This window comes from Bacillus sp. SD075 (assembly GCF_017355165.1).
In the GTDB taxonomy this organism is placed as follows: Bacteria; Bacillota; Bacilli; order Bacillales; family DSM-1321; genus Peribacillus.
Genome location: NZ_JADILK010000010.1, coordinates 19839 through 40235, shown reverse-complemented (window position 1 = coordinate 40235; position 20397 = coordinate 19839). Strand labels below are relative to the sequence as shown.

General features: G+C 44.0%; 16 protein-coding genes. 8 read left to right on the top strand and 8 right to left on the bottom strand.

Features of this window, described 5'->3' with window-relative positions:
- The first annotated feature begins 72 nt into the window (after positions 1 to 72).
- Complete coding sequence (locus tag IOC57_RS09875; protein ID WP_207438571.1) at positions 73 to 858, top strand: response regulator transcription factor; 786 nt, start codon at positions 73 to 75, stop codon at positions 856 to 858.
- A 271-nt stretch (positions 859 to 1129) separates the two neighbouring features.
- On the opposite strand, the gene IOC57_RS09870 is transcribed toward IOC57_RS09875, so the two are convergent.
- The 8 genes from IOC57_RS09870 to IOC57_RS09835 form a co-directional block, all read right to left on the bottom strand.
- Positions 1130 to 2425 carry a uracil/xanthine transporter gene (locus IOC57_RS09870; protein WP_207438570.1) on the bottom strand — a complete coding sequence of 432 codons (1296 nt, stop codon included), beginning with the start codon at positions 2423 to 2425 and terminating at the stop codon, positions 1130 to 1132.
- Positions 2426 to 2883: 458 nt separating this feature from the next.
- Positions 2884 to 4131: an amidohydrolase gene (locus IOC57_RS09865; protein WP_207438569.1), complete on the bottom strand. Its 1248-nt coding sequence runs from the start codon at positions 4129 to 4131 to the stop codon at positions 2884 to 2886.
- Positions 4132 to 4158: 27 nt separating this feature from the next.
- A complete protein-coding gene (locus IOC57_RS09860; RefSeq protein ID WP_207438568.1) occupies positions 4159 to 5409 on the bottom strand; it encodes an amidohydrolase in 1251 nt (416 codons plus the stop codon).
- 30 nt (positions 5410 to 5439) lie between these two features.
- Complete coding sequence (locus IOC57_RS09855) at positions 5440 to 6687, bottom strand: amidohydrolase family protein (protein ID WP_207438567.1); 1248 nt, start codon at positions 6685 to 6687, stop codon at positions 5440 to 5442.
- Positions 6688 to 7099: 412 nt separating this feature from the next.
- Complete coding sequence (locus tag IOC57_RS09850; protein WP_207438566.1) at positions 7100 to 8665, bottom strand: glutathione ABC transporter substrate-binding protein; 1566 nt, start codon at positions 8663 to 8665, stop codon at positions 7100 to 7102.
- A gap of 115 nt (positions 8666 to 8780) precedes the next feature.
- Positions 8781 to 10265 carry a chlorohydrolase family protein gene (locus IOC57_RS09845; protein WP_207438565.1) on the bottom strand — a complete coding sequence of 495 codons (1485 nt, stop codon included), beginning with the start codon at positions 10263 to 10265 and terminating at the stop codon, positions 8781 to 8783.
- Position 10266: 1 nt separating this feature from the next.
- Positions 10267 to 11775: an amidohydrolase family protein gene (locus IOC57_RS09840; RefSeq protein WP_207438564.1), complete on the bottom strand. Its 1509-nt coding sequence runs from the start codon at positions 11773 to 11775 to the stop codon at positions 10267 to 10269.
- Between the two features lie 67 nt (positions 11776 to 11842).
- A complete protein-coding gene (locus IOC57_RS09835; protein WP_207438563.1) occupies positions 11843 to 13399 on the bottom strand; it encodes a glutathione ABC transporter substrate-binding protein in 1557 nt (518 codons plus the stop codon).
- A 228-nt stretch (positions 13400 to 13627) separates the two neighbouring features.
- On the opposite strand from IOC57_RS09835, the gene nikC reads away from it, so the two are divergent.
- The 7 genes from nikC (at position 13628) to IOC57_RS09800 (ending at position 20352) form a co-directional block, all read left to right on the top strand.
- Entirely contained in the window at positions 13628 to 14512 is an 885-nt protein-coding gene (gene nikC, locus IOC57_RS09830; protein ID WP_207438647.1) for a nickel transporter permease, read from the top strand.
- A 12-nt stretch (positions 14513 to 14524) separates the two neighbouring features.
- Positions 14525 to 15445, top strand: a complete 921-nt coding sequence (nikB, locus tag IOC57_RS09825) for a nickel ABC transporter permease (RefSeq protein WP_207438562.1) — start codon at positions 14525 to 14527, stop codon at positions 15443 to 15445.
- A gap of 12 nt (positions 15446 to 15457) precedes the next feature.
- Positions 15458 to 16483, top strand: a complete 1026-nt coding sequence (locus tag IOC57_RS09820) for an ABC transporter ATP-binding protein (protein WP_207438561.1) — start codon at positions 15458 to 15460, stop codon at positions 16481 to 16483.
- Positions 16480 to 17469, top strand: a complete 990-nt coding sequence (locus IOC57_RS09815; RefSeq protein WP_286184688.1) for an ABC transporter ATP-binding protein — start codon at positions 16480 to 16482, stop codon at positions 17467 to 17469. Before IOC57_RS09820 ends, IOC57_RS09815 begins: the two co-directional genes overlap by 4 nt.
- 88 nt (positions 17470 to 17557) lie before the next feature.
- Entirely contained in the window at positions 17558 to 18325 is a 768-nt protein-coding gene (locus IOC57_RS09810; RefSeq protein WP_207438560.1) for a sensor histidine kinase, read from the top strand.
- Positions 18322 to 19020, top strand: coding sequence for a response regulator transcription factor (locus tag IOC57_RS09805; RefSeq protein WP_207438559.1), 699 nt, complete (start codon positions 18322 to 18324; stop codon positions 19018 to 19020). Before IOC57_RS09810 ends, IOC57_RS09805 begins: the two co-directional genes overlap by 4 nt.
- 3 nt (positions 19021 to 19023) lie before the next feature.
- The gene (locus IOC57_RS09800; protein ID WP_207438558.1) at positions 19024 to 20352 is read left to right on the top strand and encodes an SLC5/6 family protein; all 1329 of its coding nucleotides are present in this window, start codon (positions 19024 to 19026) and stop codon (positions 20350 to 20352) included.
- Positions 20353 to 20397 lie beyond the last annotated feature (45 nt).

Below are 20397 nucleotides of genomic sequence, written 5' to 3'. Positions count from 1 at the left end.
TATATCAAAAAGTAATTCATTTTATTTTAAAATGTTATATAATCAACAAAAAGTTAACATGGAGGAAAGCCTATGAAGGAAATGTCTAACCCCAGCTACAAAAAAATTTTATCTTTTATGGATGAAATTACTTTTTCTAATGAAAATTTCCGTGAAAAAGTACTGCAGACCTTTGAAAATTTATTTGGTTACTGCCAATCTATTTTTTGGTTATGTGATGATAATAATGACTTGTTCGAACCTATTACCTTAAATATAGATAAATATGTTATGGATGATTATCTTAATAACTTTTATCAATTAGATTTGCTAGTCCCAAAATACAATATGCAAAAAGCAAGTAAACAAACTGTTATAAAAAACCTTGATTTACTTCCGCCTGACTTATATGAAAAAAGTGTATACTACAATGATTTCATGTTAAAATATGGATTTTATTATGATATAGGTGTTTTTTTATATGATAGAAACAGTATTAAAGGCGTTCTGAACTTCGTTAGATCCAAAAAGGAGAAGCCTTTTAGTACATCCGATATTATGTGTTTAGAGGTTATTTCTAGGTTCTTATCGCAAAAAACAAGCGAGTTCCCTCATCCTTTTGTAAACGTCCCCAAAGAAAATCTAATTAATCCTTTGAAAAATAAGATTTTGGCTAGTTCTCAAGATCTCAGACAACCAGATTTAACATTAAAAGAAGCAGAAATATTAAAATTGGTTCTAAAAGGGCATACCAATATCACCATTGCCAGCGAACTATTTATTAGTGTTAATACAGTAAAAAGACATTTGCAAAATCTTTATAGGAAGTTTGATGTCTCAAACCGAACAAGTTTATGCTATAAAATTGTTAAACCATAAACACAATCAAAAAAAACCAGAAGGTCCCCAACACCCTTCTGGTTTTCATATTATTTGCCTTACAAGTAACTTTTTTCTTCGTCATTTACAATGAAAAAATCCTTATTTTAAGGATTGCCCTACCCTTATTGACGGGAGAATCACTTATGTACTGTTGTATCCAATCAGCCGTTTCCCGATGTCTTCTCAAAATATAAGAAAGCTGTATAGAATCTTTAAAAGGCAGTTACCTCTTGTGCTTAATAAAAATTCCACACATCACTCTTTCCCATTAGTTCTGCAGTTGTTCATAACGATTCCAGTTTACCGATTTTTCCAGCACGATTGATATCAATACGCCCATTATGAGCCCATTTGTCAAAAATGGCTGTAAAAGCGTGGGAACGTTCGAAAATGCATTAGGCAGGATGTTCATCAAACTCACTCCAATCAATACTGGTACGGCAAGCCTGAATATCGTGTCTGAAGTGAAATGCTGACCCTTTACGCTGTTGAAAGCCGTACCGAACAGTTGGAGGTACGCAACGAACAATACTGCATTCCCGACTGTTATCGGCATGGTCGCAAGGAAAGAGATAAAAGGGGGAATGAGCCCAATTATGGTCAATAACATGCCTCCAAGTAAGAAGGGCCTCCGCTCATAAATTTGAGTGCTCTGCAAAAATCCGATGGATGAAGTAAAAGGTGTATACGGAACAAGGCCAAGCACCGGAGCGAAAATGGTAAAACCGCCAGTCATGAATAAAGAGTTTCGATACTGCTTGTGTCCCGCTTCATCACCGATTAATTCTGATGCGGCTTGAATGGAAGCGAACGTGTTGCACAAATTCAGTAATCCTGCAAAAAAGGAAATCGCTATTATCCCGAATTCCAGGTTTGGAGTACCTAATGGGAAAAATGAAAAAGCGGCGCCCGTAGCTTCCATTTCTCCCCCGGCCTCCGGAAATAGCAGCTCGTAAAAAATCCAACCCACGATAATCCCGATCAATATGGAGAAATTGCTTATGGTCCTTGGTCCTTTTATCTTTAAAATACTTACTAAAAGTACAATCCCCACTGATAGGAAACTGACCGGGATGTTAATTTCCCCAGTCTCCGTAATCCCCAGCATCCCTTTAAAAAAGACAAAGATGAGCTGGAACGTCAAAAGGAATAAATAAACCGTCATGACCATGGGAGTGAAAATCTTCTGAACATGGGAAATCAGGTTAAAAGCAGAAATAATGAGGGTCACGACGCCAGCTGCAATGAGGCCAGTAGCTATTCCCCCTCCTATCTCAGCATATCCGAGCCCTATGGATGGTGCAGATAAACCTAAATTCAACATCACTCCCCACAATAGACCGGAGTGCCCTTCCATAAGTGGATACTTATGCCCCTTCCACCCCTGAAACACGCAGGCGATCCCGGTGAAAATGAGCGAGCTTCTCATGGTCATTTCCGTAACATTGGGAGGAAGATCAAAAGCTGCGCCAATCGATATGGGAACTACTACCGTGTTTGCAAAAATAAAAAACAACCATTGAAAAGAAGAAAATAGAGTCACAGAAGTTCTCCAACTTTTCATAGATTCCATCTCCTTTGAACATGATACTTTTTAGCTCATGGTGATTTTCAATTGCCCTTCCCTTTAACAAAGGCGATAGGACAAAACCATGCTAATAAAACGCAGTCCCCGGATGGTCCTGCTGCCTTGCTGGACACATGATCAAAGTCATATGACCTTTGCAAATTCATGAAAAATGATAACGTTACCATTAATAGTAACAAAGACTGCAGCTCCCTGCTAATTTGTTGGCTCGACTCTGCAAGACAAATGGGCAGGCAGCAGCCAGCCCGTTTAAACTATATCGGGCCATCATAATATGACAGGGGATAATCCCTTAACCAATATAGCCCCCCAAAAAAAATCACTTCCACAGCATATAACATAAGTAAGTAAAAGTACACGGAAGCGGTAACCTTTCAAAACGCAAAACGAAAAAGGAAATCCGGAAGTATCCAGAGATCCTTTTTGGTTTAGTCTTACTGTTCAATGGACTGCTTTTGTTCATATAGTGAACCGGAAACTAAGTTCCCCTTGTAAATGACCGCTTTACGTTCAGAACGCCTTGCAACTGCCTCGGCAGAACAGCTTGCGTCAATTAACACCAGACTTGCAGCATCCCCTGCTTTCGGCCATACCTGGTTACCCTTTTCATCCAATGGAGTTTTTCCGCCAGTTATATACCCGAGTGTTCGGGATAGTGAGACTTCATCAATCCATTTGAAACGTTCTGCGAGCCTCCCTGCTCTCTCCAAGATGTCACCATTCCCAAGAGGTGACCATACATCAAAGATATTATCATTTCCTACCGATACTTCAACCCCTCTTTCATGCAATAAATCAACAGGGGGCATCTGCCTGTTAATAGGGACACTGGTGACGATGGAAATCCCCGCATCCCTAAGAATGTCAGCCAGATCATAGGCTTCTTCCCTGGATACGTCCCCGATACCGAACGCATGGCTTATCGCTACCCTGCCTTCCCAGCCCGCTTGCTTGGTCAGGACTGCCAAACGTTTCATGGTGAACGTGCCCAAATGGCCTGGATCATGTAAATGCAAGTCCACATCAGCGTTCGCTTCCACTGCTAAATCCATCAATTGAACCAGCGATGCTTCAATATTGTTATCGACTGTCGCTGGATCCACCGCCCCGACGACTCCCGCTCCGTTTCGCAATGCCTCCCTGACAAGCTGGACAGAACCGGACCGCAACAATCCGTGCTGCGCAAATGCGACGATCTCCGAACTGAGTCTATTAGAATAGCCAGCAAGCGCCTGTTGTACTTGCTCTAAGTTTTGCGATCCCACTTCCGGATAGATATCAACATGAGTCCGTATATGTGCAGAGCCAGAAGCTAAAAGGATTTCCAGTAAAGATTCTGCACGTTTACATGTGCTTGTCGCGATGGAAGGCAGGACCCTCTTCTCATTTTCAAAACGTTCAATGACACTTGATGAAGGAGAGCACGCCCTCCAAACATCCCCCATCAGTGTCTTATCAAGATGAACATGCTTTTCAATGAAAGATGGTAACGCAAGCAATCCTTTTGCATCTTCCACTGGTATATCACCAGGTACGGCTTCCCCATCTTTGACAATCTTCGCGATCCTTCCATCCTCCATCAACAGATGAAATAGTCCGGTTATCGTTCCTGTAACTCTTTCATTCTCTTTCCGGTAACCGCATTCCAAACGAACATTCTTTAACCAATAGATTGTATTCATGATCTTCATCCCTTCTTGAATAGACCTTCAATTCGACTTCAAGGCAGATTCGCGTTCGAGTCCGCCGTATACCAGACTTCCCTTGACCATGACCCCAACCCGCGTCGATCTCCTGGCAACTGCCTCGGCAGCACATGATGCATCCACAAAAACCATACTTGCGTCATCTCCCACCTTCGGCCATAAACGGTTTCCTTCAGGGTCCAGTGTCTTGACCCCTCCCGTAATGAATTGGAGCGATTGAGACAAAGAATACTCGTCCTTCCAGTTATACCTCTCAGCCAATCGGCCTGCCTTTTCCAGCATATCTCCTGTACCGAATGGGGACCAAGAGTCATAAAAGCCATCACATCCGAGAGCAACATGGACACCTTTTTCAAGAAGTGAATCAATCGGGGGAATGACCCGGTTGATCGGAACTGTAGACATGACGGCTATCCCCAGGTTTGATAATACACTGGCCACTTCATTTGATTCTCCTATTGAAACATCCCCCAATGCAAAAGCATGACTGACAGCGACTCTGTCTTTCCAACCTGCTTCATCGATCAAATAAGCCAGCTTCTTGATCGTATATAAACCAAGATGACCGGGATCATGTATATGGATATCAATATCCGCATCAAATTCAACAGCCAGATCGACCATTTCATATAGGGAAGTTTCTATATTATTATCCACCCCTCCAGGATCCAGGCCGCCCACTAAGGACGCCCCTTCTTTCATCGCTTGTCTCATCAACCCTTTTGAATTCGCCCTTAGCAGCCCATGCTGCGGGAAAGCAACGATCTCGTATGTCATTTTCCCTTTGAAACGATATAGTGCACTATGAATCTCTTCCAAGTTTTTCATACCGATGTATGGATCGATGTTTACATGCGTCCTTACATGCGTTGCCCCGCCACTTAACAGTAGTTCAAGCATCCGTTCAGCCCGGATCTGCCCAGTTTCAGCCAGTTCAGCAAGCTCTTTGGCTTCTAACTTTAAGCGTTCGATTAAATTCGGTACCGGAGTGCATGATTTCCATGGCAGTCCTAAATAAGTCTTATCAAGATGGTTATGCATCTCTTTAAAAGGAGGAAGTGCAAGCAGCTTTCTCGCGTCGTGAACGGGACCATCCGTTTTCAAAGGCATACTTGAAGCCAATTGCAATTCCGTAATGATCCCATTTTTTATATGCATGTTGTATATAGCCGTCTTCGTCCGATCAATTCTTTCATTCTCAAAAATAAATCCACTATCAAGTATAACGTTTGTAAGCCAGTATGCTTCATTCATCAAATCACTCTCTTTAATAGAAGATTAAGATTAAACACCTGTCGTCTCAAAAGATGAAATGGATCCGCTAACAACATTGCCCCTGAAGATGACAGCGGCACGCTTTGCCCTTCTAGCCACAGCTTCCGCTGAACAGCTGGCTTCAAGCAAAACGATATTCGCCTCATCCCCTACATTAGGCCATGCCTTGCCCCCTTCTTGGTTTAATGGAGTCTTCCCACCTGTTATGAATTGCAGGCTTTCCGCTAAGGACCGTTCGTCAATCATGCGAAACCTCTCTGCAAGGCGACCGGCTTTTTCCAGATTGTCCCCGATGCCAAATGGTGTCCAATGATCAGTGATGCTGTCATTACCCAATTCCACTTTCACCCCTTTTTCATGAAGCAGGGGGATGGGGATCGTCCTGAAGATGGGAACTGTGGATGTAATCGATATTCCTGTTTCCGAAAACCTTTCGGCTATGCCCGTTGCCTCTGGGACTGAAAGATCAGCCAAACCGCTGGCGTGGCTAACTGTTACCCTCCCTTGCCAGCCTGCGTCTTCCGTCAAAGAAGCAAGGCGCTGCATGGTGAAGAGTCCAAGCTGATCCGGGTCATGTAGATGGACATCGATATCGGAGTTGCATTCAACCGCGATATCCATGATCGTTTCAAGTGACCGCTCTATGTTTTCATCAATGGTGGCGGGATCCACGCCGCCTACCAGATTCGCCCCATTCTTCATGGCCTCCCTTACTAAACCGACGGAATTGCTGCGTAATAGTCCATGCTGTGGGAATGCGACGATTTCATACGTCAATTTATCCTTATATCCTTCAAGTGCCTGAATGGTGGCCTCCAAGTTTTTCAGGCCTATAACGGGGTCAATGTTGCAATGTGTGCGTATATGGGTAGATCCGAAGTCCAATAATAAATCCAGCATTTTTTCTGCTCTTACTTTAGCCGTAGGCAATAATTCTGGCAGTAACACCTGTTCTTCCTCTATACGGGTCTTCACGCCATTAGTGGCAGGCAGGCAAGCCTTCCATGGACCGCCATAGTAGGTTTTATCAATGTGGATATGCATTTCCTTAAACGAAGGGACCATCAGGAGACCATGAACATCATGCTGCGGGTCCTGATCCATTATCGATTCCTTCGCCAATAAAATGGAGGATATTTTTCCATTTTCAATCTTGATGTGGTAATGACCGGTTTCCGTGCCGGTGATCGTTTCCTTTTCATTATAAGTAAAACCATTTTCCAAGCGTACATTCGTCAACCAATACGATTGAGACATTAAACTCACCCTTCCATTCGAGATTGAACACGCATCACCTTCATTATAGTTTTAAAAACCAGTAAATAATTTCAGAATTTTTACTCGTTTTTATGTTATTTTTACTTATTGTGCCAAAGAAAAAAGCTAAAATGGATGAACCCTTTCTGGAGACAACTCCATGAACATCCAGTTCGCCTGCAGTTTTATTAAAGTTGGCCGCGCTTTTCCCATAAGTGTCTTGCACACCCTTTCCAATCAAATTTGTTAGAACATTTAGATGGAAACCATATCTGGGGAACTGAAAATGTTACTATAGGCCAGTTAGTTCGGGAACATCATTTTTTTGAAAGATACGTTTTCCAAACCCCTTTCGTTTACAAACTGAAAGGCTCACCCTAAAATGGATGAACCCTTTCTACTTATCTGCCCATCACTTTATCGTTACGTCATTTATCTCCAGATAACCTGAAGGGCTGATTGAAAATCCTTTTACATCTTTGGCGACTGCAGCAACATTTTCTATGACCCGTACAGGAATATACGGGGTGTCACCCATCTCGATTTCCTGTGCCTCTGCGTATAGTTCTTTGCGTTTCTCTTCTTCTTTTTCCTTCCTGGCGGCATCTATTAAACGATCAACCTTTTGATTGCTGTAAAAGAACGTATTTCCGGCCGCTCCCTGTGATTCCGTATGAAATAGATTATATTGATTATAATCAGCATCCCCGGTCGCGTTTCTCCAACTGATGATGAACATTTCCGATTGCCCATTATTCACTTGTTCCACGAACGAACCGTACTCCATGACCTGTACCTTCAAATTAATCCCGATACCTTTTAGTTGGGATTGCAGGACCTCGGCCAAGTTAACTCTTTCTTTACTGTCCATTGTCAGGATGGTTGCATCCAAACCTTTTGAATATCCTGCTTCGGCCATCAGCTTCTTTGCTTCCTCCAGATTGTAATCATAGGCATCCAGTTCTTCGTTGTACCCGAATACTTTAGAGCCCATCAAGGAGTTCGCCTTTACTCCCACATTATTAAAGACACCCTTGATAATCGAGTCCATTTCAATGGCATGGGCAATGGCTTTACGGACCCTTACATCATGGAACGGTTCATTATTGACATTGAACCCTAAATATTCGGTACCGTACCCTTCACTGCGATAAACATCCATTGCTGGTGAAGATTCTACCTGATCCATGACAGCTACCGGAAGAGGCTCTGCAATATGCGCTTCACCCGTTTCTATCATGGATATCCTCGTGGAGTCTTCCGGGACGACCTTGAAGATGACCTTGTCCACCTTCGGCTCGTCTCCCCAATAGCTGTCATTTTTCGTCAAGGTGATTTCCTGGCCTGGGGACCATGAATCAAAAACGAAAGGACCGGTTCCATTCGGTTCCTGGATAATCTTCTTTCCATACTTTTCAATCGTTTTCGGACTGATGATTCCACCTTCATGATTCGCCAATATGGAAAGGAGAGGGGAAAAAGGTTCCTTCAAAATGAATTGCACGGTAAATTCATCAACCGGCTTCACCTCTTTTACCATATCGAATACCACCGCCCTGGGAGAAGCGACCTTCGGATCTAATAGTCGATCAAACGTCATTTTTACAGCATCTGCATTAAATGGTGTGCCATCATGAAACTTTACATCTTCCCTAAGCTTGAATTCCCAGGTCGTGTCATTTATTTGCTTCCATTTTTCTGCCAGCATTGGCTGTATCTCACTATCCTCATCCCGTTGTACAAGACCTTCATAGATTTTATGGTGAGTGACGCTAGCGGCGTTAATCGTGGACATGAACTGCTGATCCAAATTCTCGGCGTCGGATAAGCGGGCGATAACCAATGTACCCCCTTCGTTTGATGCTTGGTTCGGATCACTTGCTGTTGTGCTTACATCATTGTTAGAAGAACAGCCCGTAATGATGATGGCCATGATCATGACTAGAAAAAAATTTCCTGTCCCACGTTTTACCCCCATGGACTTCGACCTCCCAATTTCATTTTTTGAATACTTATCTAATTATAGGAAATATTCTGACTATTCATTTCGAATATCTTTACTATGTTTTTCATTTTCTTTACTTGTTTGGTGTTTATTCTGCTGTATCGCTTATCGATTCCACGGACTTGAATGATGGCTTAAACAATTCTTTCTCGGGAAGCCCCTGATAATCCCTTTCCATATAGCCTCTTCTCATCCTATTAAAATATTGTTGCCCCTTATATTGGATTTCAGTTAAATCAAGATTGGGGATGATTTGATCCTTCATGACTACCTTTCCATTTATGATGGATAATTTAACGTCCCTCCCAGCCCCGCTGACGAACATGGTTCGAATGGGATCGTCGATCACTCCCATATGGAAACTGTCCAAGTCAATCACGATGATATCCGCCTTTGCCCCCGCTGCGATGCGTCCTAGATCGTCCCTGCCAAGAAAAGCGGCTGCATCGAGTGTGGCTGACCGAAAGAAATCGGCATAGACAGAACCTTCCGTTTTACCTTCCACCATCCGTGAGAGCATGCTGCCTGTCCTGACATTTTGGAACATATCCGGAGGGAATGTATCCGTACCAAGGGCTATATTGATCCCAGCCCTTTTATATTTAGCAAAGGATTCTAACGCCTCCCCATGCCTGCCGATGATCAGAGGGCAATGAATCACCGTTGTATTCGTTTCCCGCAGCAGCGCCAAGTCATCACCCTGCCCATATTTCACTTTACTATATCCTGAAACAAAGTGGGCATGCGGGATTCCTGTTCTTGGACCGAGAAAGCCAAGGTCGTACAAATATCTGATCGGTGTAACATGATGGCCTTCCCATATGGCGTTGAATTCAAAACTTCCTTGTGCAGCATGAAGTTTTATCGGAACATCCAATTTTTCGCTGTAATATTTAATCTGTTTTAATTGATCAGCCGTTTGAGATTCTATACGTTCCGGAGCAAGCATCCCCCTTACCATTCCTTCAAAGGCTCCATCGAATTTTTCTACAAACTCGACCGCTTTCCGCAATCCCGCTTCACCGGCTTTTTCATCCCAATGCAGTTTTATTTTCCCGTTAGGCTCGACGACTCTCATTCCTGATTGGAAACTCGGTCCAAGGTAAATCCTTAACCCCAATCCAGCAGCATGCTCTGCCGCAGCTGCCAATTCATCATAGGTTTCAGCCCAGCTTTTATAAAAAACGGAAGTAATGGGCATCGCCGTCGTCACGCCATGAAGAATGAGCTGTGAGTAAGCATATAGTGATTTAAAAGCCTCCTCTTCCCCGGTCATTAATTCAGGATGTCCGCTTTTTATATACTTCTCTGACCAGAGAAGGTTCTTTTGTCTGTCGGCACCGGCTTCAAAATGTAAAATATCATGGTCAATGTCCCCTAATGCATTTAAATCTATGAACCCAGGACTGATAATGGCGTTACCTACATCCATTACCTCGTCCACTTCTTCTGGATAATTTTTTCCGACATACAGAATCGTATCTTTTTCATAAACGATTTCTGCATTTTCCAAAATGACATGATCGTACCCGTCATACCCAATTACATATCTGCCTTTAAGCTTGGTTTTCATCTTATTCCCCTTTCAACATCGCGATGGCATCTTCTCGTTCGTCATATCGCTTTTCATCTACATAGGCCCTGGCATGGCCCCAGAAATATTTCGTCAGTTGCATATACTTTTCGAGCCCCGCACGCTTTATCGTTGAAAAGGCCTCCTCATTCGCTTCGTTCAGGACTGTACTTTCATGGACCGTCCGTACATTCCTCCCTTCCATGATCAATTTCCCGTCCACGATGACATGCTCCACATCATTCGCCACCGCTTGAAATACAAGCCGATGAACATGCATGAATTCCGGGGTCAGATGAGGCTGATGCAGATTGACCGTAATGACATCCGCTTTTTTCCCGATCTCAAGGGAGCCTATTTCATCATCCCAGCCAATGCATTTCGCAGCATCTATCGTGATCATTTCCAACAGCTTGCCTGGAGGTAAATAATAATAGTCCCTAAGGGCTGCCTGGTGAACAAACTGTGTTTTCCTCATTGCCTGAAACATATCGAAGCTTGTGGACGGGGAAGTCCCATCCGTGGAGATTGCCACAGTTGCCCCCATTTCCAATAATTCAGTTATCGGGGTACGGGCATGAACCTGGCCAAATCCAGGTGATGCACTGACATTGGTACCTGTTTCTGCCAATATTCTTGCTTCATCGAAAGAAATGCCCCGACAGTGCTGTAAATGGACATCTGGACCCAATAGGGCATTTTCCTTATCCTGTATCGCTAAATGAATCATTCCGCCAAAGGCATCCGAGTGAATGCGTGTGTTATATTTCCTGGCAATCTCCCTGATTTTCTTCGCTTGATAAAGGTCATGATCATTCAGCCCATAAAGCCTGTCAGGAGAGGTGGGATTGGAGGGATCCACTGATGTAACGATGACAAATGGTGTAATGAAGGCTCTCGTTCGGTCCTCATTTGCATGGTTCAGCGCCTCGATTACAGCTTCCGCCCCCTGTAACACTTCTTCATAAGAAACTTCCTTCACCACTCTCTTTCCATCAATCCACCGACTGAATGAATGGGGCCATGGGGGGTTGCAAGGACCCGTGCATACCACTTCCCTGATCCCCACTTCGGCGTATGCTTTTGCATGATTGATGGCAAAAATCGGTTCATCGGATCGCGGCATGGATCCTAAAACGCTCACCCCAGTTGTCACGCCCGCCTTTAATCTCTCAAGGGAGGATAGCTTTCCTTCGTAATACCAAAAGTCATCTGTAACAAAATGCTTGTACGCATTGGTCATGATGGGCATCCAAAAATCTATATTCTCCATTGCGATCGTTTTGAACATGGAATGTCCCCCATGACCATGAACATCTATCAATCCAGGCAATATGCATTGATGGCTGCAATCGATGACTTTTACAGCCTCAAACTTCAATTTCAGTTTTTCCGTTGAATCTACGGCTAAAATCCTCCCTTGATTTATGGCGATGGCGCCATCTTGAAGAATTCTCCTGTCTTGATCCATGGTAATAACGGTCCCATGGATTAGCAGTAAATCTATCATATATTCCCCTCCTAATTGAGAAGGCAGCATAACTTCCTTATGCTGCCTTCCTTTTGTGATGAATTCCCTACTTCACGGTTACGTCATCAAGCATTAAATAATTTGCCGGATTCAGCCAAAGTCCTTTAACCGTCCCACCATATACCGCCAAGTGTTCATAGTTTCGGATAGGAACATATGGAACTTCTTCCCTTTCAATTGCTTGTGCCTTCGAATATAGTTCCTTACGTTTATCGCCATCCGATTCTTTACGTGCATGTTCAATCAATTTATCCACTTCAGGGTTGCTATAGAATGAACTATTTCCCGCTGCACCTTGGGATTTGCTATTGAAAAGATTAAATTGATTATAATCTCCATCCCCAGTTGCATTTCCCCAGCCGCCTATCGATACCTGGTGCTCTCCCTTGGCTGTCGCGTCAATGTAAGCACCATACTCAAGGACTTGGATCTTGACCTTAATACCGATTCCTTTTAACTGGGATTGAATCACCTCGGCCATATTGATCCTTTCCTTACGATCACTCGTCGTCAGTGTAAACTCCAAACCATCCTTGACCCCTGCTTCAGTCAAGAGCTTCTTCGATTCATTAATATCATAGTCGTAGCCTTTTATATCCGGATCATAGCCAAACACCTTCGGGCTCATTGTTGAATTCGCCCTCGTACCGACGTCGTTATATACCCCTTTGATGATGGAATCGACCTCGATGGCATGAGCGACCGCCTTTCGGACCCGTACATCATCAAATGGTTTTTTCTTAACATTGAAGCTTAAGTATTCAACTGCAAGTCCCTCCGTGCGATATAGATCCATCGTGTCCGACGCTTCGATCCTGTCAATCTCCGTCACTGGCACTTGATCGGTCACATGCGCTTCTCCCGTTTCAATCATCGCAATCCTCGTGGCATCTTCAGGGACAACCTTGAATACCACTCCATCAATCTTAGGCTGATCCCCCCAGTAGTCCTTGTTTTTCGAAAGGGTGATTTCTTCACCTGGTTTCCATGATTTAAAAACGAATGGCCCTGTCCCAACAGGATTTTGGCTCAATTTGTCACTATGCTCCTTAATCGCTTTAGGGCTGATGATGCTTCCTTCATTACTCACTAAAATCGATAATAGCGGAGCATAAGGATATTTCAGCTTGAATTGTACGGTCGTTTCGTCAACGACTTTAATTTCTTTGATCATTTCCAATTTACCAGCCTGAGGAGAAGCAGTTGCCGGGTCCAGTATCCTGTCGAAATTGGTTTTCACCGCTTCGGCATTGAATGGGGCTCCATCATGGAATTTGACTCCCTCCTGCAATTTAAACTCCCAAGTGACCTCATCCAGTTGTTCCCACTCTTTTGCGAGCAGCGGTTTAGGATTCATGTTTTTGTCAGGAACGACCAATGTTTGATAAACCTTTTCATAAATGACGTTTGCTGATGGAATGTCTGTTATGAAATGAGGGTCCAAGGTGGTCGCGTCAGATAATCGCGCGACGATCAGCGTTCCTCCTTCTTTCGCTTTCTCCTCTGTTTCCTTGCTGCCGGTTTGTTCTGTTGCACACCCTGATAAAACGGATGAGATGCCTAATAAAGATGCAAAAAGCAACCCAATCATACCTTTTCTCATTCTCTTTCCTCCCTTTTCAACCTGCCTTTGTTTCTCCAAGTAACTTTCAGCTATGAGTACATCGGGCTTACTGTAAATTATAAAAAAAAACCGAATTTTATATTTTCAGAATCTTTACTCATTTTTTAATTATCTTTACTGCTTTTCCGCATCATATTTACTTCAATACCTTTTTTGAATAAATTGAATGAAAGAAAAGGAGGAAGTCCAATGAAGCCAGAGGTCGTAATGAATCATACCGAATTGAATGTAAAAGAAACAAAATCTCCGAAACTAAGACACTGGAAAGCCTTTTATAAAAAATTCAAGCGAAATAAATTGGCATTGATAGGGGGGTACATTGTACTTTTTTATATTTTATTGGCTATCTTTGCACCTTTGATCTCACCGCAGGATCCCTATGAAATTAATTTAGTCAACAAACTCCAGCCTCCGTCAGCCGAACATTGGATGGGTACGGATGATAAAGGAAGGGATATTTTAAGCAGATTATTATATGGAACACGACTGTCATTAACCGTTGGGTTTGTCTCTGTATTCTTCGGGGCGTTCATAGGCATACTCCTCGGGTTAACAGCTGGTTATTACGGAAAATGGATCGATACCGTCATTATGAGGATTGTCGATGTTCTGCTGGCTTTCCCGGGAATCCTGCTTGCCCTTGCGATCATTAGTGCCCTTGGTCCAAGTTTAATCAATGTAATGGTAGCGGTCGGTGTCTTTTCCATACCGATGTTTGCCCGGATTGTACGCGGTTCCACATTGTCAGTCAGGAAGCTGGAATATATCGATGCCATTCGCGCATTGGGAGCCACTGACTTCACGATCATACGCAAGCATATTTTTCCGAATATTCTATCACCCGTCATCGTTCAAGCTACATTACGTCTGGCAACGGCCATTCTGTCGGCTGCCGGATTATCATTCCTGGGACTGGGTGCCCAGCCCCCCTCACCAGAATGGGGAGCGATGCTGAGCAGCGGCCGGGATTATTTGTTCAGCGCCCCGCACATCGCTTTGTTTCCGGGGATAGCGATATCAACACTCGTACTTGGTTTCAATATCTTTGGGGATGGACTTAGAGATGCCCTGGATCCAAGAATGAAAAAATAAGGAGGAGAGAAAATGTTCGTATTTATTATCCGACGGGTACTTCAAACCATACCGGTATTACTAGGAGTAAGTCTTGTTGTTTTCCTCATCATGCAAATGGTCCCTGGAGATCCGGCAACACTGCTTGCGGGTGAAGGAGCGACTAAAGAAACGATTGAATCACTGCGGCATGAGCTTGGCTTGGATCGCCCAATCCTTTATCAGTACGTCGACTATATCCTTCATGCTGTTCAAGGTGACTTTGGAGAATCACTGCGCAGCAGCCGCCCTGTTTTGGACGAGATCATGGTCCGATTGCCCATCACCCTTGAACTGGCACTTGCCAGCATTTTCATAACCGTTGTGCTTGGCATGGTCGCAGGAATCATCTCGGCTACCAAGCAATACTCGGCCGCTGACATTTCCATCATGATCGTTGCTTTATTAGGAATCTCTTTACCTAGTTTTTGGCTGGGCCTCATGCTTATCTACTTCTTTTCCGTAAACCTTCATTTGTTTCCGGTTTCAGGTTGGGGAACTTTCAGGCACATGATACTCCCAGCCATAACCCTTGGGGCCGGCGGAGCGGCAATCGTTGCCAGGATGACCAGGTCGAGCATGCTTGAAGTCGTTCGCCAGGACTACATCCGGACTGCAAGAGCCAAGGGATTAAAAGAATATATCATCATTTATAAACATGGCCTCAAAAATGCGCTTATCCCCGTCATTACGGTCGTTGGCCTCCAGTTCGGTGCACTCCTTGGCGGCACCGTGCTGACAGAGTCCGTTTTTGCCATCAATGGACTTGGGAGATTGATAGTCGATGCAATCAGAACGAGGGATTTACCGATGGTCCAAGGCGGGGTCCTTATCGCTTCCGTTATCTTCGTTTTCATGAATTTGGCAGTGGATGTCCTCTATCGATACTTTAACAAAAGAATAGATTTGAACTAAGGAGGTATGATGATGAAACAGGTTGATGATAAAATACTGGAGGTAAAAAATCTGCAGACCCACTTTTTCACTGACGAAGGAACGAGTAAAGCAGTCAATGGGATCAGTTTCTCCCTCAATAAAGGGGAAACGCTTGGAATCGTCGGGGAGTCGGGAAGCGGTAAGAGCATAACATCACTATCATTGTTAAGGCTCATTCCATCGCCACCCGGCAAGATTGCCGGGGGCAGCATCCTTTTTAAAGGGGAGGACTTGCTTACAAAGACTGAAAAGCAGATGCGGTCCATACGCGGGAATGAAATTTCGATGATATTTCAGGAGCCGATGACATCATTGAATCCCGTATATCCAGCGGGCGAGCAAATTGCTGAAGCGATCCGTCTCCATCAAAAGCTGGGAAAAAAGGAAGCATGGAATAAAGCGGTCGAAATGCTTCGGCTTGTCGGAATCCCCTCACCTGAAAAAAGGGCAAAACAGGAGCCGCATGAGCTAAGCGGCGGAATGAGGCAAAGGGTCATGATTGCGATGGCACTTGCCTGCCACCCTGAGGTTTTAATAGCGGATGAACCTACAACAGCACTGGATGTGACGATCCAAGCCCAAATCCTCGAACTGATCAAGACGCTGCAAAAGGATTTCGGGACGGCCGTCATTTTGATTACTCATGATTTGGGTGTCGTATACGAAACCTGTGATCGGGTTGCCGTCATGTACGCAGGGAAAATCGTTGAATACACTTTGGCCAAGGAAATATTCACAAATCCAAAACATCCTTACACCATTGGTTTATTAAACTCCCTTCCGCGCCTGGACATGGACCAGGAAGAACTGTCTACAATTCCCGGGACCGTTCCAAGTCCATACAACATGCCCAAGGGATGCAGCTTCGCTCCCCGCTGCGCAAACAGGAAGAGCATTTGTGAACAAGCCGTACCGGATCTCCAGGCAACCGGCCCAAACACCCAGGTCAGCTGCTGGATGTACACACCCCAATGGGAGAAGGAATATGACGCTCAAGAGAAGGTGGGGATTCAATGATGGGGGTACCAACTGCAGAGAAAAAGGTTCTGCTTAAAGTGGATCAATTGAAACAATATTTCCCGATCAAGGGTGGATTTTTCGGAAGAACCATCAATCATGTAAAAGCCGTTGATGATATCACCTTCGACATCCATCAGGGTGAAACTTTAAGCATAGTCGGTGAATCCGGATGCGGAAAATCGACTACCGGTAGGGCCATACTTCGATTGGATGAACCAACAAGCGGGAGCATTCACTTTCAGGATAGGGATTTACTGAGTTTAGGAAAAAAAGAAATGAGGCGTACCAGGAAGGATCTACAAGTCATTTTTCAAGATCCATTTGCCTCCCTTAATCCTAGACAGACCATCGGCCAAATTCTTGGGGAAGCTTTGGCCATCCAAAATGTAGTGCCTAAAGAAAATCGAAAGAACCTGATCGAAGAATTATTGGGACATGTCGGGCTGAGACCAGAATCCATGGAAAGATACCCGCATGAATTCAGCGGCGGACAGAGACAGCGGGTCGGTATTGCGCGGGCTCTTGCAGTGGACCCAAAATTGATCATATGTGACGAAGCTGTATCTGCACTGGATGTCTCCATTCAAGCGCAAGTGCTGAATTTATTAAAATCCTTACAGCGGCAGTTCGACCTTACCTTTCTTTTCATATCACATGATTTAGGTGTGGTCAGACATATCTCGGATCGGGTAATGGTCATGTATCTCGGGAAAATAGTCGAAATAGCGGATAAAAAGTCCATTTTCGAACAGCCACAGCATCCATATACAAGGGCATTGCTATCGGCCATCCCAGTACCGAATCCTGTGCATGAAAGGGAACGGATCCTATTGACGGGTGATGTACCTTCACCCATCGACCCTCCAAGCGGCTGCCGCTTCCATACACGATGCCCTTTTGTACAGGATATCTGCAAAACACAGCTACCCGAACTGAAACGATCGGCCCAAAATCATCAAGTGGCTTGTCACATTGTGTCATAAGCTGTAGATTTCCGAAGGGGTCTTTAGTATGATACTAAGAAACAGAATAATTCAAGTTATTTAAAAATATAACCAGCAGAGGTTCTCCATGCTAAGTTACGAGGGATTCACCTTAATTATCATGCTCTTCATTTTAGCTCCCATCATGGGAGCTATCGCTCTTTTATTTCTATTCATATTCGAGAAGTGGATCGACCTTCTTGAAAATAAAAACAAAGAGATCCGCCTGGAGCAAGCACTGCAAGAAGCACAATATAATAAATTGAATCAGCAAATCCAGCCACACTTTTTGTTTAATACACTAAATGTCATATTGGGCTTGGCCCGCCTGAACAGGACCGCTGAATTGATACGGGCCTTGGAGGCATTTTCGCAATTCCTGAAATTCAAATATAAAGCATCAGAACCATTGATCCCCCTTTCCCAGGAAATTCAGTATACCCAGCATTATCTCGACATCCAGACCCTTCGCTTCGGTGATCGGCTCAAGATTGATATGGAGTGCCCGGAACCATTATCAACCGCACTGGTTCCCCCCTTCATTCTCCAGACTCTGGTGGAAAATTCGTTTAAACACGGTCTGGAAAAAAAAGTGGGGGAAGCCCTTCTGCATATCCGGTTTTATCTGGATTCGCAGATGGTGTATCTGGAAGTGGCGGATAATGGATTAATGGGAAATGCATCTTCCGTTACGGACGAAGGCGGCCATGGCCTGGATAATATCCAAAAACGTTTATATTTGTATTTCAATGACCGTGCACAATTGAATATAGCTTCCAATGAATCGGGAACAAAGGTAGAGGTATCATGGCCACTGGTTTTTGATAAGAAAATGGAGGAGGAGGCGCCGGAATGAATGTATTATTAGTTGATGACGAACCATTGGTACTTGAACAAATGGAATATATGATTCAGTCCATATACCCTTTTTGGAAGTTTTACAAAGCTGCTGATGCCTGTCAGGCACTGGCCCTCAACCAAAATCATAAAATCAACCTTGCTTTCCTGGATATTAATCTACCGGGGCGATCGGGTCTAGAATTTGGTGAAGACCTAAGGGCACTGAACAAAGAAGTCGAAATCATAATGGTTACCGCGCATCAAAGTTTTGATTATGCCCAACAATCCATCAGGATAGGCGTCGTTGATTATTTAACGAAACCTGTAATCGAAAGTGAATTACATAAAGTCCTGGCTAAGTATGACAAAAGCGAATCTTCCCATAACTATTCAACCCTTATTCACCATTCGCTTTCATTCATCCATGAAAATTATGTCGAAAAGCTCTCCCTTTCGGACATCGCTCGTGAAGTGCATACCAATCCGACTTATTTAAGCAGGAAATTCCATGAAGAAGTCGGCACTTCCTTTTCGGAATATTTAATGCACTATAGAATAAAGGCCGCTAAAAGGGCCTTAACCAATAACACCAGCTGGAGCATATCAGACGTCGCTGAAAAATCGGGATTCAATAGCCAGCATTATTTCAGCACTTTATTCCGGAAGATAGAAGGGATCACGCCCAAGGAGTTCCGCGAGAAAGGAAAATGAACATTGCGATCACGTACATTTCAAGAATACGTACAAGGCCCCATTCAAATCGGGATGGGTTTAGGGATCATCTCCCTCCTGGCACGCTGGGTGACAGGAACCACAATATTATCATCCCCCGAATCGATGGTGAAGTATGGAGTTTTCGGCGGGATCGGATACGCCCTGATGGGAGCGATCGCCCTGTTCATGTTCAGCTTCATCGGGAAGAGGGTCCGGCAGGATTTCCCCGTGGGCTTGACCATGGGGGACTATTTAAAAGCCCGGCTTCATCCCCTCGGATATTGGATATTGACCATGATTCTAGTCATAACCAGTTTACACATTTTATTCATTCAGGGAATGGCCGCGTCCACCCTATGTCAGTTTCTTTTCGATACCCCGCTCTATGTCGGGTTGTTCTTTTTCTTCGGTTTTTGTGTCCTTTTTGCTGGATTCGGCGGATTAAAGCTCATACATGGATTCGCAGCTTTTCAAGTCGTCTTCATGTTTGCCGCGGTTATCTTAATCCCTTTATACTTTTTCGTCAAGGAAGGGATTCAGCCTGTATATGATGGGATTCGTTTATACCATCCATACATGCTCGTCATCAATAAGTATGATCTATGGAGTTTTCTTTTGGCAGGACTTCTTGTTGGGTTCGGCCAGTTTTTCTTTGACCTGACATCATGGCAGCGATTATTCATGATAGAAATCAAAAAGGTTCCATTGACATTCTCTTTATCTGGGCTAATATGGATCATCTTCCCGCTCTCCTTTTCATCCCTGTTCATCATGGTTATCTTTACGGGCGGCTTCACTGATATACACTCGATTCTGGCTGGATTGGCAAACAAAATAACCACACCATTCTTTTTCATCCTTTTTGTTCTCTGCGCCTTCAGTGCAATCACCTCAACATTCGGTGCCTGCCTGCATTCATTGGTAAGCCTGATCGTAGCCAATATTCTTGAACCCTTGCAAACGAAAAAAAGCGACCAGCAAAAAATAAGGATGGCCTGCCTGCTTTCAATCTGTATTGGGGGATTGGTTTTCGTTGCTACACTCTTCTATTCCCCAAACCTATTGGAGCTCTTATTTTATTCAGGCAATATATACTCGGCATTGCTGGCTCCAATCCTGGTTATCGTATTCAGCAAAGGAAAAGTCGCTGATTACATACCGATAAGCGCGGTCCTGGCCATTTTGGCTTCATACATCATCCAGCCTTATGTAAGTGAATTCCAAAGCATATGGTTTAGCGGATTAGCTTCATTGGCGATCCTAGTGATTTATACAATCCTTACCCTTATCAAGAACAAATGGAGACTCGTGAAAACAAAACGGGATTGATTGGTTCAGGATCATGCAATCCGTTATACGTAAATAAATAAAAAA

Coding starts and splice junctions, on each gene's coding strand:
- IOC57_RS09875 (WP_207438571.1), top strand. CDS start 73: ATGAAGGAAATGTCTAACCCCAGCTACAAAAAAATTTTATCTTTTATG.
- IOC57_RS09870 (WP_207438570.1), bottom strand. CDS start 2,425: ATGAAAAGTTGGAGAACTTCTGTGACTCTATTTTCTTCTTTTCAATGG.
- IOC57_RS09865 (WP_207438569.1), bottom strand. CDS start 4,131: ATGAATACAATCTATTGGTTAAAGAATGTTCGTTTGGAATGCGGTTAC.
- IOC57_RS09860 (WP_207438568.1), bottom strand. CDS start 5,409: ATGAATGAAGCATACTGGCTTACAAACGTTATACTTGATAGTGGATTT.
- IOC57_RS09855 (WP_207438567.1), bottom strand. CDS start 6,687: ATGTCTCAATCGTATTGGTTGACGAATGTACGCTTGGAAAATGGTTTT.
- IOC57_RS09850 (WP_207438566.1), bottom strand. CDS start 8,665: ATGGGGGTAAAACGTGGGACAGGAAATTTTTTTCTAGTCATGATCATG.
- IOC57_RS09845 (WP_207438565.1), bottom strand. CDS start 10,265: ATGAAAACCAAGCTTAAAGGCAGATATGTAATTGGGTATGACGGGTAC.
- IOC57_RS09840 (WP_207438564.1), bottom strand. CDS start 11,775: ATGATAGATTTACTGCTAATCCATGGGACCGTTATTACCATGGATCAA.
- IOC57_RS09835 (WP_207438563.1), bottom strand. CDS start 13,399: ATGAGAAAAGGTATGATTGGGTTGCTTTTTGCATCTTTATTAGGCATC.
- nikC (WP_207438647.1), top strand. CDS start 13,628: ATGAATCATACCGAATTGAATGTAAAAGAAACAAAATCTCCGAAACTA.
- nikB (WP_207438562.1), top strand. CDS start 14,525: ATGTTCGTATTTATTATCCGACGGGTACTTCAAACCATACCGGTATTA.
- IOC57_RS09820 (WP_207438561.1), top strand. CDS start 15,458: ATGAAACAGGTTGATGATAAAATACTGGAGGTAAAAAATCTGCAGACC.
- IOC57_RS09815 (WP_286184688.1), top strand. CDS start 16,480: ATGATGGGGGTACCAACTGCAGAGAAAAAGGTTCTGCTTAAAGTGGAT.
- IOC57_RS09810 (WP_207438560.1), top strand. CDS start 17,558: ATGCTAAGTTACGAGGGATTCACCTTAATTATCATGCTCTTCATTTTA.
- IOC57_RS09805 (WP_207438559.1), top strand. CDS start 18,322: ATGAATGTATTATTAGTTGATGACGAACCATTGGTACTTGAACAAATG.